Source organism: Streptomyces sp. NPDC029466, from assembly GCF_055574515.1.
The window spans coordinates 1-14,110 of record NZ_JBVHZH010000051.1; the positions used below are offsets into that span (position 1 = coordinate 1).

The 14,110-nt window shown below is 73.6% G+C and carries 13 protein-coding genes; 6 read left to right on the forward strand and 7 right to left on the reverse strand.

Translation table 11 applies throughout. The features are described 5' to 3' along the window. From ACZ4XD_RS30935 to ACZ4XD_RS30960, 6 genes are all read right to left on the reverse strand, one after another. Nucleotides 1-1,142, reverse strand: a 1,142-nt coding sequence (locus tag ACZ4XD_RS30935) for a beta-ketoacyl-[acyl-carrier-protein] synthase family protein (protein ID WP_468047492.1), incomplete at its 3' end; no start/stop codon positions are given. Continuing rightward, nucleotides 1,142-1,405, reverse strand: a complete 264-nt coding sequence (locus ACZ4XD_RS30940; RefSeq protein WP_468047494.1) for an acyl carrier protein — start codon at nt 1,403-1,405, stop codon at nt 1,142-1,144. The genes ACZ4XD_RS30935 and ACZ4XD_RS30940, both read right to left, overlap by 1 nt. A gap of 281 nt (nt 1,406-1,686) precedes the next feature. Further along, nucleotides 1,687-3,297, reverse strand: coding sequence for an MFS transporter (locus tag ACZ4XD_RS30945; protein ID WP_468047496.1), 1,611 nt, complete (start codon nt 3,295-3,297; stop codon nt 1,687-1,689). Beyond that, entirely contained in the window at nt 3,294-4,079 is a 786-nt protein-coding gene (locus tag ACZ4XD_RS30950) for a thioesterase II family protein (protein ID WP_468047498.1), read from the reverse strand. Before ACZ4XD_RS30950 ends, ACZ4XD_RS30945 begins: the two co-directional genes overlap by 4 nt. Nucleotides 4,080-4,397: 318 nt before the next feature. Next, nucleotides 4,398-5,027, reverse strand: coding sequence for a dihydrofolate reductase family protein (locus ACZ4XD_RS30955; RefSeq protein WP_468047500.1), 630 nt, complete (start codon nt 5,025-5,027; stop codon nt 4,398-4,400). Between the two features lie 145 nt (nt 5,028-5,172). Continuing rightward, on the reverse strand, nt 5,173-6,522 hold the full coding sequence (locus tag ACZ4XD_RS30960) for an MFS transporter (protein WP_468047585.1): 1,350 nt from the start codon (nt 6,520-6,522) through the stop codon (nt 5,173-5,175). A gap of 281 nt (nt 6,523-6,803) precedes the next feature. On the opposite strand from ACZ4XD_RS30960, the gene ACZ4XD_RS30965 reads away from it, so the two are divergent. From ACZ4XD_RS30965 to ACZ4XD_RS30990, 6 genes are all read left to right on the forward strand, one after another. After that, nucleotides 6,804-7,778: an alpha/beta hydrolase gene (locus tag ACZ4XD_RS30965; RefSeq protein ID WP_468047502.1), complete on the forward strand. Its 975-nt coding sequence runs from the start codon at nt 6,804-6,806 to the stop codon at nt 7,776-7,778. Next, complete coding sequence (locus ACZ4XD_RS30970; RefSeq protein WP_468047504.1) at nt 7,771-8,931, forward strand: acyltransferase family protein; 1,161 nt, start codon at nt 7,771-7,773, stop codon at nt 8,929-8,931. The genes ACZ4XD_RS30965 and ACZ4XD_RS30970 overlap by 8 nt, the downstream gene beginning before the upstream one ends. Nucleotide 8,932: 1 nt before the next feature. Beyond that, nucleotides 8,933-10,303 carry a sensor histidine kinase gene (locus ACZ4XD_RS30975; protein WP_468047506.1) on the forward strand — a complete coding sequence of 457 codons (1,371 nt, stop codon included), beginning with the start codon at nt 8,933-8,935 and terminating at the stop codon, nt 10,301-10,303. Continuing rightward, a complete protein-coding gene (locus ACZ4XD_RS30980) occupies nt 10,300-10,971 on the forward strand; it encodes a response regulator (RefSeq protein ID WP_468047508.1) in 672 nt (223 codons plus the stop codon). Before ACZ4XD_RS30975 ends, ACZ4XD_RS30980 begins: the two co-directional genes overlap by 4 nt. 224 nt (nt 10,972-11,195) lie before the next feature. Continuing rightward, nucleotides 11,196-11,786, forward strand: a complete 591-nt coding sequence (locus tag ACZ4XD_RS30985; protein ID WP_468047510.1) for a hypothetical protein — start codon at nt 11,196-11,198, stop codon at nt 11,784-11,786. 304 nt (nt 11,787-12,090) lie between these two features. Continuing rightward, nucleotides 12,091-13,047 carry a Rossmann-fold NAD(P)-binding domain-containing protein gene (locus tag ACZ4XD_RS30990; RefSeq protein ID WP_468047512.1) on the forward strand — a complete coding sequence of 319 codons (957 nt, stop codon included), beginning with the start codon at nt 12,091-12,093 and terminating at the stop codon, nt 13,045-13,047. An 88-nt stretch (nt 13,048-13,135) separates the two neighbouring features. Here the strand turns inward: ACZ4XD_RS30990 and ACZ4XD_RS30995 are convergent, their stop codons facing one another. Continuing rightward, on the reverse strand, nt 13,136-13,672 hold the full coding sequence (locus ACZ4XD_RS30995) for a DUF4232 domain-containing protein (RefSeq protein ID WP_468047514.1): 537 nt from the start codon (nt 13,670-13,672) through the stop codon (nt 13,136-13,138). Between the last annotated feature and the right edge of the window lie 438 nt (nt 13,673-14,110).

The following is a 14,110-nucleotide window of genomic DNA, read 5'->3' on the forward strand; positions in this document are numbered from 1 at the left end:
GCCTTGGCCACGATGTCCAGGTCGATATCGAGGTCGGGGTCCTCGTGGTTGGCGGTGGGCGGGATGGTGTCGTGTTGGAGGCTCATGACCGTGACGGCTGCCTCGATGGCGCCCGCCGCTCCGATGGCGTGGCCGAGCGCGCCCTTGAGGGAGGTGACGGCGGGCGGCTCGGGGAAGACGGCGCGCAGGGCCCTGGCCTCGGCCAGGTCGTTCAGGCGGGTGCCGGTGCCGTGCGCGTTGACGTGATCGATGTCCCGGGGCGCCAGTCCGGCGTCGGCCAGGGCGGCGGTGAGGGCGGCCGCGGCTCCCCGGCCCTCGGGGTCGGGAGCCGCGTAGTGATAGGCGTCGCAGCTCGCCCCGTAGCCGGCCAGCTGTGCGCGCGGGCGGGCACCGCGGGCGCGGGCGTGCTCCGGGCGTTCCAGCACCAGGACGGCGGCGCCTTCGGAGAGGACGAAACCGTCGCGTGCGGCGTCGAAGGGGCGGCAGGCGCCCGCGGGGTCGTCCGTACGCCGGGACAGCGCGCCCATGCGGTGGAAGCAGGCCGCGGGGATGGGGTGGCGGGCGGATTCCGCGCCGCCGGCCAGCACGAGGTCGCAGGTCCCGGCGCGCAGCAGGTCACGGGCCACGCCGAGGGCGCTGCTGCCGGAGGCGCAGGCGGTGGAGACGGCGAAGTTGGGCCCGGTGGCCGTCAGATCGAGGGCGATCTCGGCGGCTGCCATGTTGGGCACGCTGCGGGTGATGGCGAGGGGCGAGATGTCCAGCGGACGGCCGGCCGCGAGCTTGGCGAACTCGGTGACATAGCGCTCCATGCTCCCGGTGCCGGTGCCGATGACCACGCCGACCCGCGAGGCGTCCCACTCGGTGGGGTCGAGACCGGCGTCGGCGACGGCGTGCCGGGCGGCGAGCAGCGCCATGGCGACGAAACGGTCCAGCCGCCAGGAGGTTTTCCGGCCGACCAGGCGTGCGGTGTCGAAGTCGGGCACCTGGCAGGAGATGTCCACCGGCAGCCCCACCAGCCCCGGGTCCCGGGCGGCGGTGGACCGGCCGGTGAGCAGGGAGTCCCAGGTGGCCCGTGCGCCGATCCCGGCCGGGCTGATGACGCCCAGACCGGTGACGGCGGCCTCACGGCACTGACCGGGCATCAGCTGCCGCTGTTCGGCGCGGTGGTCAGGGCCTGGTCGGCCGTACCGCTGTCCATCAGCGCGGCGAGTTCGCCCAGGGTCGTCCGCAGCGGCACGTCGTCCAGCGAGATCCCGGTGCGCTCCTGAAGCATCAGGCCCATCTCGACCAGCGCGAGGGAGTCCAGGCCGAGGTCCTCGAAGGTGCGGTCGGGGGTGACCTCGGCCGGGTCGAGGTCGAAGGTCTCGGTGAGGGTGCTGGTGATCAGCTCTGCACTGGTGGGCACGGGTGGCTCCTTCGGTTGGGGTGGTGGGGCCGGCCGCCGCGGGCGGGGCGCCGTCCGGGCGCGAGGGGTCGCTGCGGACGGGTGCCGCGGGGCCGCGCGGCAGGAGCCCGGGGCACCGTGGGAGGTGCTGGTGCGGACGGGGTGTGCATCGTGGCTCCAGGCGGGCGGAGGCGGCCGGCACCGGGGGCCGGTGCGCAGGGGTCGGGCTCGCGCTCTACTGTCGCCGACCGGCTCCTCCTGCCAGGGTCATGAAGGCACCTCTGAACGAGTGACTTATCGCTCTATAGCGCCGGACGCTGCTCTTCCCTGGGCGCCGGCTGCGGTCCGTGAAGCCGGGCACCGCCGGCCCGGGGCGCGCCGTCCGGGCGGTCAGGACGGCCCAGCCAGCGTGCGGCGGCCGCGGCGGTGAGCAGGGTGACGGCTCCGGCGACGACGGCGGTGAGCGTCATGGCGTCCGTGAAGGCGCGGCGCGCGGCGGACAGCACACTGCTGCGCAGCGGGCCGGGCAGCCGCATCGCCTGTGCGGGGACCGACAGCATGCTGTGCCGGGCCGCGGCGGCCACCGGCGCGGGGGCGTGCAGATCGGTGAGGGAGGCGGTGAGCCGGGAGGTGAAGACGGCCGCGAGCAGGGAGCCCTGCACGGCCACCCCGAGGGCGGAACCGACCTGGCGGGTGGCGTCGTTGATGGCCGAGCCGAGTCCGGCTCGTTCGGTGGCGACCGAGCCCATCACCGATTCGGTGGCCGCGGCCGCCACCAGCCCGGCCCCGACCCCCGCCACCAGCTGGAAGGCCGCGCAGTGCGGATAGTCGGAGTCCGGGGTGGTGGTCGCCAGGATCGCGAACCCGACCGTCACCAGGGCCAGTCCGCCCACGACGGGGACCCGGCCGCCCAGCCGTGCCCGTACCGGCACCGCGCACACCGCGCCGAGCGCCAGCCCGGCCGGCAGGGGCAGCGTCCGCAGCCCGGCCTGCCAGGGGCTGAAGCCCAGCACCCCCTGGAGGTAGAGGGTCAGCACGAACAGCGCGCCGAACATGGCGAAGGACATCAGCGCCAGGGCCGCCGCGGCCACCCCGATGGCCGGCACCCGCAGCAGGGACAGCGGGAGCATCGGTGCGGGGGTGTGCAGCTGGCGGCGGACGAACGCGGCCAGCAGCAGCGCGGCGGCGGCGAATCCGGTCAGCGCGGCGGGGCTGGTCCAGCCGCGGTGCGGGCTCTCGGTGATGGACCACACCAGGACCAGCAGACCCGCGGCGGACAGCGCGGCACCGGGCACATCGAAGCCGCCGCGCCGCCGGGCGTGGGACTCGGGTACCAGGAGCAGGGCCAGGACGATGATGACGGCGGCGAGCGGCAGATTGATCCAGAAGGCGGCGCGCCAGGAGAAGTGCTCCACCAGCCAGCCGCCGATGACCGGACCGCACAGGCCGCCCATGCCGCCGACCGCGGCCCAGGCGGCGATCGCCCGGCTGCGCAACCGGGCCTCGGGGAACAGCTGGTGGATGACCGCCAGCGTCGCCGGCATCAGCAGCGCGGCCCCGGCCCCCATGGTGCAGCGCGCGGCGATCACCTGCCACGGCTGCGCGGAGACCGCGCCGCCCAGCGAGGCGCCCGCGCAGACCGCTACCCCGCAGACGAAGGAACGCCGCCGGCCCCAGGCGTCGGTGAAGGCACCCACGGCCAGCACCGTGCCGCCCAGGACCAGGGCGTAGCCGTCGACGATCCACTGGACCTGCGCGGTGGAGGTGTCCAGGCCGCCCTGAAGGTCGGGCACCGCGACATTGAGGACCGTCAGATCCAGGCCCAGCATGAAGAGTCCGAGGCACACCACGGCGGCCGCTGCCGCCCGGCGTACGGGTGCGGCCGGGGTGCGGGCCGGAGCGGCGGCCGTCATGCCGTCGCCACGGGGCGGGTGTACAGGGCCGGGTCGAGGGTCTCCGTGAGCCGGTCGACCAGGGCTTTCGTCTCCGTCTGGAGGTAGGTGTGCCCGCCGGGGAAGAGCTGGACCGGGGCCGGTGTGGTGACCAGGTCGTTCCAGGCCCGGAGGTCCGGCACGCTGGTGACGGGGTCGTGTTCACCGCCGTAGAGGGCCAGCGGTACGTCGAGCGGCGGCTCGGGGCGGTGCCGGTAGTGCAGCAGCAGCAGACAGTCGGCCAGCAGGGGGGTGCAGGCAGCGGCCATCAGGCGGGCGTCGGCGAGGAGTTGGTCGGGGATCGGGCCGACGAGTTCGCGGATGCCTTCCAGCCCGGCGGTCAGCCGGGGCGGCAGGCCGGCGCTGTAGGCGTCGAGATGCGGCGCGGACAGGGAGGACACCGCCAGCAGCGACGGCAGCCGGCCGTGGGTGCGCCGCAGATGGCGGATCGCCTCGTAGGCCAGCAGGGCGCCCGCGCTGTGTCCGAAGACCGCGAACGGCCGGGGGTCGGTCCAGTCGTCCAGCACCGCGGCGAGCCGGGCGCTCAGATACGCCGGGTCGGTCAGCGAGGGTTCCGCGGCGCGGGTGCCACGGCCGGGCAGCGCCACGGAGCAGGGCTCGATCCAGGGCGGCAGCAGCGGCGCCCAGCGCAGATAGCAGTCCGGCCCGGCCCCGGCGGGCGGCACGCAATACAAGCGCAGCGCCGCCTGCGGACGGGCGGCCAGTACGACACGCTCCGGCACCGCCGACGCCGCTACCGTCACCGACGCCGACTCTTCTGCGAAACCGACACCCACGACACACGCCCTTCGCCTCGCGCTCCACTGGTCCGGGCTCCGCCCGTGCACCGCCGGCCCCGGACCGGCCGGGTGCGGCCGTCGGCCCGGGGCGTTCCGGCCGCGCGGCCCGCCGGCCGGCGGGGTCCGGAGACCTCCGGCCGGACACCGGACCGGTGCCCACGCCGACCCTGCCCTCCCCCGCCGCCGCACTCCACACACCACGCAAGGCGCCGTCCCCCTCTGACACCAACGGCGGCAGCCGGGCCCGGCCGCCGCGCGGGAGCCGGGAGTCCGGCCGTGTCCTCAGTCCTGCTCGTCGAGCTCGAAGGTGCCGTACTCGGGCTTCCCGGCCCGCTGGTAGGCGCAGTACTGGACGCCCACGCCGCTGGTGCGGGATTCCGTGAGCCGCCAGGCGGTGGGGGCGGCGCCCTCGGCGAACAGCCGCTTGCCGGTGCCGAGGATCACCGGGGTGATCAGCAGCCGGTACTCGTCGACGAGGTCGTGCTGCTGGAGGGTGCGGATGAGGTCGCTGCTGCCCTGGGTCATGAGCACCCCGTCGAGCTCCTCCTTGAGCCGTGCGACCGCCTCCGCCGCGTCGCCCGCGAGCAGCTGGGAGTTGTTCCACTCCAGGCTGGTCCGGGTGCGCGAGGCGACGTACTTGGGCATGCTGTTGAGCTTCACGGCGATCGAGTTGTCGGGGTCGGTGACGCGGGGCCAGTAGGTGGCGAAGATGTCGTAGGTCTTCCGGCCGAGCAGGAGATGGTCGGCGGTGTGCTCGAAGATCCCGGTCATGAGGTCCATGAAGTCGTCGTCGACATACGGGACCTGCCAGCCGCCGTGCGGGAAGCCCGCTTCGACGTCCTCGTCCGGGCCGCCGGGGGCCTGCATGACGCCGTCCAGGGTGACGAACGCGGTGACGATCAGTGTGCTCATGGTGCTGCCCTTCGGGTGCGGAAGCTGCCGGTACAGGGGTGGACTCCCGGGCCGGCGAGAACTCATCGCTCGCCGCGCGACCGGCCGGCCCTGGGTACATACCACGCCATATCGCCGCAGGCCGTACGTCGCGGCGCGCCGCCCATCAGGCGGCGGCCCGGCGCTGCCCCTTCGGCGGGACGCAGAAGAACGCGAGCGCGGCAGCCATCAGATACGCGGCCGCGCCGATGGCCATACTCGTCCGCAGCCCGGCCGGGAAGCCGGCCGCCGAGGCCAGCAGGGAGCCGCCCAGCGCGACGCCTGCCGCGCTGCCGACCTGGCGGGCGGTGTTGAACAGCGCGGAGGCGGTGCCGGAGTACGCGTCCGGGGCTGCCGACATCACCGTGGCGGTGGCTCCGGTGAGGGCGAAGGACGTGCCGAAGCCCGCCGCCATCATCGGTCCCACGAGCAGCAGGTAGTCCGGATCCGGGCCGACGGCCGCCCAGCCGGCCAGACCTGCCGCGCCCAGGAGCATGCCGGTGACCACGAGCGGGCGGTGGCCGGTACGGCGGGCCAGCCGCCCGGACAGGACGGAGGCGAACATGGTCATGGCCACCGCCGGGAAGAGGGCGAGCCCGGTGCGCAGCGCGGTCAGGCCGCGGTGGTGCTGGAAGGAGAGGCTGGCGGTGAAGATCATGCCGTAGAAGGCGAAGTTGAAGAGGAGCCCGATGGCCGCGGCCCCGCTCATCGGGCGGGAGCGCAGCAGCCGCAAGGGCAGCACGGGGGTCCGGGCCAGGCGCTCGCGCAGGACGAACGCGGCGGCCGACAGCAGGCACAGACCGGCTCCGGTGAGGATCAGCGGGTCGGTCCAGCCCCGTCGTCCGGCCTCGTTGAGGACGGTGGTGAGCAGGGCGACCGTGACGATCAGCGCGCACTGGGCCGGCCAGTCCAGCGGGCGGTCCGCACGCCGGGCCGAAGCGGAGACATGACGCAGCGTCAGCAGCAGGCAGCCGCATCCGACGGGCAGGTTGAGGAAGAACACCCAGCGCCAGCCCACGGTGGTGACCAGGAGGCCGCCCAGCAGGGGCCCGGCGGAGGCCGCGATGCCCGCCATGGAGCCCCACAGGCCGAAGGCCCGGGAGCGCTCGGCGGGTGCCGGATACGCCTGTTGGAGGAGGGCGAGCGAACCGGGGACGATCAGGGCCGCGCCGAGTCCTTCCACCAGCCGGGCGGCGATCAGGACCCCACTGGTCGGGGCCAGGCCGCAGCCGCCCGAGGCGAGGGTGAAGACCACCACGCCGGTGCAGAAGATCCGGCGGTTGCCCAGCCGGTCCCCCAGCGCGCCACCGGTGAGCAGCAGACCGGCGAAGACCAGGGTGTAGCCGTCGGTGATCCACTGGATCCCGGTGAGCGAGGCGGACAGGTCCCGTCCCACCACCGGAACCGCGACGTTGATGACGGTCACGTCCAGGATGACCATGAAGTAGCCCGCACAGACCGCGAGAAGCGGAGCCAGTGGCCGGCCCGGCGCCGCGGGTCCGCCCGGTCGGTCGGCCCGGGGCCGGTCGGCACGCACCATGGCGACACGGTATGGCCGGGACGACCGCCCCGCGCGCAGGTGCCGGGTACGGCGGCGTGCCGGGCCCGCACGCGACACCGCGTCGATGCCCCCTACCCCTGATACCTGAGAGCTACAACGGAAGTACGCTCCCCGGCGGGACGTCGACCAAGTGCCCTGCTCCATAGCTTCGGTACCGGAAGCCACGAACGGCTTCCGGTACGGAAGGACCTTTCATCATGGCGTCCCGCCCGCGCGGCAGCCGTCCGCTGCGCACTCTGCTCGCCGCTTTCGTCGTCACCTCGGTGGTGGTGCCCGTGTCGGGTGCGGCCCGGCCCGCGGCTGTCCCGGCGCCCGCCCCCAAGGCGCTCGCCCCGCTGCGGTCCGCCGCACCCGGTGCGCTCGCCGAGCGCTACGCCGTCAACCGTGCGGGCATCCGTGCGGCGGAGCGGATGGCCGAGGGCCACGGCGACCGGGCGCGGGCCGGGACACTGCGCGGGATGGCCGGCCCCGCGCGGCAGTTCCTGTTCTTCGACGGCCGCAACGGAGGCCGCACCATCGAGGTGTACGGCGACCTGGCACGGGCCGAGCGGATCGCCGTCCTGGTGCCGGGGTCGGACACCCACCTCGACAGGTACGCACGTCTGCGGTCCGGTGCGCTGGCGCTCCAGCGGGAGTTGGGCGGCCGGTCCGCCGTCCTCGCCTGGGTGGGGTACCGGACGCCGAGCACGGTGAGTCCCGATGTGCTCACCCCCGGCCGCGCGGCGGAGGCCGCTCCCGGGCTCCGGGCCTTCGTCGGTGCCGTGGCGAAGCTGCGTCCCACGGCCCGGCTCTCGGTGCTCTGCCATTCGTACGGAGCCGTGGTCTGCGGCCGGGCCGCGCCGGGGCTGAACGCCACGGACCTGGTGCTGTTCGGCAGCCCCGGCGCGGGCGCCGAGAACGTCTCCGCGCTGCACACCCCGGCGACCGTGTGGGCCGGCCGGGGCGATGACGACTGGATCGCCGATGTGCCGCACGGGGAGCTGCAACTCCCGTTCGGCACGCTCGGGTTGGGCGCCGACCCGGTCACACCCGACTTCGGTGCCCGGGTCTTCGCGGCGGGCCCCGGAGGCCACAGCGACTACCTCAAGCCCGGTTCCGTGTCCCTGCGCAACCTCGCCCGGATCGTGTCCGGCCAGGCCCCGTCCGGTTCCGGGGAGCGAAGCGATGCGTGAGCTCATCCGGCGGATCGCCGCCGCGACACCGGCCGACCGTGACCGCGGCGTCGACGCCCTGCGTGCGCTCGCCCTTCTCGGGGTGATGCTCGGACACTGGCTGGTGACCGCCTTGGTCGCCGACAGCGGCACGGTGCGGGTTGCCAGCCCCCTCCATCGGCTGCCGCACCTCACCCCGGTCTCCTGGCTTCTCCAGACCCTGGCGGTCTTCTTCCTGGTGGGCGGTCAGATGGCGGCGACGAGCTATGCCGCCGCCCGCGCCCGGGGCGGAACCTACCGCCGATGGCTCGGCGCCCGGACGGCCCGGCTGTTCCGTCCCGTGGTGGCCATGCTGGCCGTCTGGAGCGTGGTGGCGGGGGCGCTGCTGGTCGCCGGGGCCGGTCTGGACACCGTCCACACACTCGGCCAACTGGCGCTGTCCCCGCTCTGGTTCCTGCTGGTGTTCGCCGCGCTGACGGCGGCGACTCCGCTGGTCGCCCGGCTGCATCCGCTGTGGCCGCTCGCCGTCGTCCTGCACATCGATCTGATCCGGTTCGGCCTCGGCGGCCCGGCCTGGCTCGGCTGGACCAATGTGGCGGCCGGCTGGCTGGTGCCGTACTGCCTGGGCGCGGCCTGGGCCCGGGGCGGGCTGCGGGGCCGGGCGACGGCGTGGGTGCTGCTGCTCGGCGGCGCCGCCACCACCGCCGGACTCGTCCTGTGGGCCGGCTACCCGGCCGCCATGGTCGGGGTGCCCGGCGCCGGCATGTCCAACCTCAACCCGCCCACCCTCGCGGCGGTCACCTTCGGTCTCGCCCAGTGCGGGGCGGCCCTGCTGCTGCTCGGCCCCCTGCGGCGGCTGCTCCAACGCCCCGCCCTCTGGGCGGCGGTGGCGCTGATGAACCTCTCGGCGATGACGCTCTTCCTGTGGCACCAGACCGCGATGATGGCGGTCACCGCGGTCGGTCTGCTCTCCGGTGGGTTCCTGCCCGGTCTGCACACCCTTCCCGACGGTGCCGGCTGGGTCCTCGCCCGGCTGGTCTGGCTGCCGGTGTTCGCGCTCGCGCTGATGGTGTGCTGGGCCGCGTTCCGCACGTACGAGCAGGGGCAACGCCGCGGCACCACGGTTATCCGGGCCGGGCGTCCCGCCGAGGCCAGGGCGGTGCGGCGTGCTTAGGATGCACCGTGTGAGCCAGGGGGGCCGGAAGAGCGGGGGGCCGCGGCTGTGGGCGGCCGTGCGGCGGATTCCGCCTACCCTGCGCGAGGATCTGTGGACGGTGGCACGCGATCCACTGCCCCGGCTGCGCTGGCTGGGCCGGCTGCCGCACGCCCATGTGGTGCTGGCCGCGGTGCTGATGGGCTGGCTCAACGCGGTGCAGGGCGCAGGGGATTTCGGGCCGGCCGCGATGACGTCCGTCCTGGTGCTCGCGGTGCTCCAATCAGGCGCCGTGGTCCTCGCCCTGTCCCGTCCGGTGCCCGCCTGGTGGCTGTCGACGATCGCGCTCTTCCTGGCCAGGAACGCCGGTTCGCTCAAGGTCAGCCACGCCCCGCTGTGGTCCTGGAGCATCCCGGGCATCGCCCTGCACGCCCTGGTGCTGTTCCTTCTCGCGCTGCGGGTCCGCCCCCGTATCGCGGCCGAGGCGCTGGGCTTCTCGCTCCTGGCGGCGGTGGCCGCCCTGGTCTTCGTGACGCCGGCCCCGGAGCTGCCCCTGCCAGGTGCGGCCGCTCCGGTCCTCGCGACCTCCGCCCAGGACGTGACGGTCGTCCAGGACATCGTGACCTTCACGCTCGCGGTGGTGGTGGGCACCTCGCTGCGCGGCCGCCGGGTGGCCCGTACCCAGCTCGTCGAGCAGGAGGTGCTCACCGCCGGGGAGCGGGCCCGGCGCACCCTGCTGGAGGAGCGCAACCGGATCGCCCGCGAACTGCACGACGTGGTCGCCCACCACATGTCGGTGATATCGATCCAGGCGCAGGTCGCCCCGCATCTGGTCAAGGACCCCACCGACGAGCTCAAGGAGAACCTCGCGGGCATCCGCGGGAGCGCCGTGGAGGCACTGACCGAACTCCGGCGGGTGCTGGGCGTGCTGCGCTCGGAGGAAGCCCTGGCGGACGGGGTGCGGCACACCCCGCAGCCCACTCTCGGCCGGCTGGACGAACTGGTCGGCACGGTGCGGGGTGCCGGGCTCAGGGTCACCACCGAGATCACCGGTGAGGTGCGCCCGCTGTCCCCGGGAGTCGAGCTGTCGGCATTCCGTATCGTCCAGGAGGCCCTCAGCAACGCGCTCCGGCATGCGCCCGGCGCGACGGTGCGGGTGGCCCTCGCCTACCGGTCCGGCGGTCTCACCATCCGGGTCGCCAACACCGCGCCGGACCGGCCCGCCCCGCCCTCGCCGGGCGCCGGCCACGGCCTGCTGGGGATGCATGAGCGCACCGCCATGCTCGGCGGCGAACTCGCCACCGGCCCCACCCCCGACGGCGGTTACGAAGTGACCGCGATCCTGCCCGCCCAGGCCGCGCAGCCTGCCGACCCCCGTGAGCCTGCCCCATGACGACCATCCGCGTGCTGATCGCCGACGACCAGATGATGGTCCGTCAGGGCTTCACTGTGCTGCTCAACGCCGAACCCGATATCGAGGTCGTCGGCCAGGCCGTCGACGGCCTCGATGCCCTCGCCCAGGTTGCTCAACTCGCGCCGGACGTCGTCCTGATGGACGTCCGGATGCCCCGGCTCGGCGGTATCGAGGCGACCCGTCGTCTCACCGGTCCGGCCGGGGCCACCGTCAAGGTCCTCGTCCTGACCACCTTCGACCTCGATGAGTATGTGTACGAGGCGCTGCGCGCGGGTGCCTCCGGATTCCTGCTGAAGGATGCCTCGGCGGATGAACTCGCCCAGGCCGTACGGGTGGTGGCGGCCGGTGACGCGCTGCTCGCCCCGAACCTCACCAAGCGCCTCATCGCCGAGTTCTCCCGGGTGACCAGCTCACCGCGGGCCCCGCTCAAGGAGCGCGTCGGCGACCTCACGGAACGCGAGACCGAGGTCCTGTCCTTGATCGCCCAGGGCCTGACGAACGGCGAGATCGCGGAGCGGCTGGTGCTGGCGGAACAGACCGTGAAGAGCCATGTGGGCCGGATCCTGGGCAAGTTGGGCCTGCGGGACCGGACGCAGGCCGCCGTCTTCGCGTATGAGACGGGAGTGGTCCGCCCGACCGGGTATTGAGTGGCCCGAGTGCGCGGCGGACGGACGGGGAACCGGCCGAGGCGGCAGGCGGCCGCGTTCCGGCATCGGCCCTGGGTACTCCTTCCCGCTCCGCCGCGGGGCGGAGCGGCACCCGTCTGTGGAGCGATGCCCGGCGGCGCGGCGGACGGGACCGTGGTGATCAGCGGGGAACCGACGCCCTGCCGCACCGAGTCCGGTGCCGCTCTGATCCGCAGGAGGACGCCATGTCCCGAATTCGCCGCCCGTTCCTCGTGGCCGGTGCCGCCCTCGCCGTCTGCACGGCGCTCGTGCTGCCCCTGAGCACGACCGAACCGGCCGCCGCGGCCCAGACCGAGGTACCGGCCGCCGCCCGGCACACCGCCGACGCACCGTCACTGAAGGGCTCCGTCAAGCTCGCCCGGCAGCCCGGCGACAACGTCCACTTCCGCATCGACGCCCGTGGCTTCGCCGATAAAGCGCGCGGCACCTTTTACGTCAGCCACCACTTCGGCAAGACCTGGGGCGGCCACTTCAAGGGCCGGATCGACTGCCTGCTGACCGGCGGCCCGGCGGCCGTCGCCACCGGCGTGGTGACCGAGTCGCACTTCACGAACGCACCGGGCATGCCGGAGATCGGGGACCTCCGGGGCAAGCGGTTCGGCTTCACCGTCCTGGACAGCGGCAAGAAGGACCGGCTGGGCTACAGCTGGGCGATGGACGGCGTACCGAAGAACAGCGTCGGCAAGTGCCTGGGCTCGGCCCCGTTCGAGACCCTGGAGAAGGGCGACTTGAAGGTCCACCACTGGATGCCGCCGCGCGAGTCCGCCCAACGGTGAACCACCACCGCCCACCGGCCCGGGTGCCCTGCGCCGACGCGCGCGGCGCCCGGTGGCCATGCCCAACCGCGCGCACCCGGGGGCTCCGCGCCTCGGCAGCCATGTCTCCTCCTCCGGTATCCGCCGGGCAGGCGCGAAGCAAGCATGAGCGGCCCTTGCCGATGCCGGCCGACAAAGTAATTGCCATGACCCATCGCAACAGTTATGGTCTATAACAGAAGTGAGAGGGCGGAACGAAGCATCACCCGGTCCGCTCGCCGCTCCCCCGCCTTTCGGCCCCTCGGCCCGGAGAGAAGGAATCGCCATGTCTGCTGCCTCGGAACCGCTGCACGTCGTCCTGGGCGCCGGCCCCGCCGGCACCACGCTCGCCGGTGAGCTCGTGCGCCGCGGTCACGCCGTACGACTGGTCAGCCGCTCGGCGCCGGAGAACACCGTCGAGGGCGTCCAGCCCTTCGCCGCCGATGTGAGCACGGCCGAGGGGGCGCTGGCCGCCGTCGCGGGCGCCGCCGCCATCTACCACTGCGTGAACGTCCCCTATCACCGCCAGGTCGAGGTGATGCCCCGGATCCAGGACGCGGTGCTGGCCGCCGCCGAGGCCACGGGGGCCCGGCTGGTCGTCCTGGACACGCTGTACCCGTACGGGCCGACCCGCGGTGAGGTGATGACGGAGGACACCCCGTGGCGGGCGACGAGCCGTAAGGGGCGGATGCGGGCGCAGCTGGATGAGCGCTATCTCGACGCCCACCGGGCGGGGCGGGCCCGGGTCGCCCTCGGCCGGTCGGCCGACTTCGTCGGTCCCGGGGTGCTCAACTCGACGCTCGGCGGAGCGGTCTTCCCGGCCGCACTGGGCGGCGGCGAGGTCCTCGGCCTGGGCGACATCGATCTGCCGCACAGCTACACCGACATCCGGGACGTGGCGGCCGGACTCGCCACGCTCGGCACCCGCACGGAAGGCGACGGCCGGGTCTGGCACCTGCCCACCGCGCCCGCCGTCACCACCCGCGAGATCCACGCGATGATCGAGGAGCGGGTGGGTCACCCGCTCCAGCGGGTGGTCCTCACCGAACCCCGCCCCTTCGGGCCGTTCGACGCGGAGTTCATGGACGAGTACGCGGAGATGTTCTATCAGCACACCGAGCCGCAGATCGTGGACTCCACGGCCTTCGAGCGGACCTTCGGCGTCCGCCCGACACCGCTGGACGCGACCCTGGACGCCACCGTCGAGTGGTACCGCGCACTGCTGGCCGGCTCCCGGAGCTGACCCGGCCGCCCGGCCGGAGGCCGGGAGCGGCAGGCAGACAACCGAGGGCCGACGCACCGCGCGTCGGCCCTCGGTCCGGCATTCCGGGTCAGGAAGCGCTCGGGGGCGTCGCCGACCAGGCGGTCACCGACAGCGCGGCACCGTCGACGGCCTTGTCGAAGCCCACGACGCTGTGCGCGTTGCTCCCCGTCGGCGAGACCTGGAGGTACTTGGCCTGTGCGGACGACGGACCGGCGTGCGTCCAGACCAGGTCCGCGTAGGCGCTCTTACCCGGCTTCAGGCTGACCTGGTGCACGCCCGGGTCCTTGGCGAAGTAGGTGTCACCGTGGTGCGCGGTGGTCTTGATGGCCGTGTGTCCGGCGCCCTCCAGCGCCAGCCCCGGGTAGCCGCTTATCCCGCACGTGCTGTTGCCGGTGTTGGTCACCTTCAGATAGGTGCCCTCGTGGTTCATTCCGGCCTGGCCCGAACCCGCGTCGGTGGTCGTGACCTTCAGCGTCCCCGGCCGGCACGCACCGGCCGCCGACGCGCCCGATCCCGCCGCGGAGGCCATCCCGGCGCTCGCGCCCGCGAACAGCGCGACGGCGGCGGCGACGGTGGCGGCGGTGCGCAGACCACGCATCGTCATCAGTCATCAACTCCCTCTTCTCCGGCGACCGGAGAACCTCGGTGGAACGCGTCCGACCGTCCGCCCGGCTCGGCCCCGCACCCCCGCGAAGGGGCCGGGAGCGCACGAGCCCGGCCTCAAGGACAGTCGGTGCGTTCTCGTTCGTTTACGCGCCACCCACCCTGAGCGCCCCCACTGATGGTCGACTAACGCCTCACTAACACCCGATAAGGAGGGAATAAGCGGAGAATTACTTATGCGCGCCATGCGAAGAAGACGTGTAATGCCGGGAGTTGGGGGAACGGCGGGGCCGCGACGCTGTCGAGGGCAGTGCGGCCGAAGCCGGTCCGAGCAGGCGTGCGATGCTGGTGCACTGCGGATCATGGCAAAAAATGGGGAGTGTACGGCAGCGTGCTGGCAGCGATACGGCGGACTGGGACGCACAGCTGGGACCGCTTC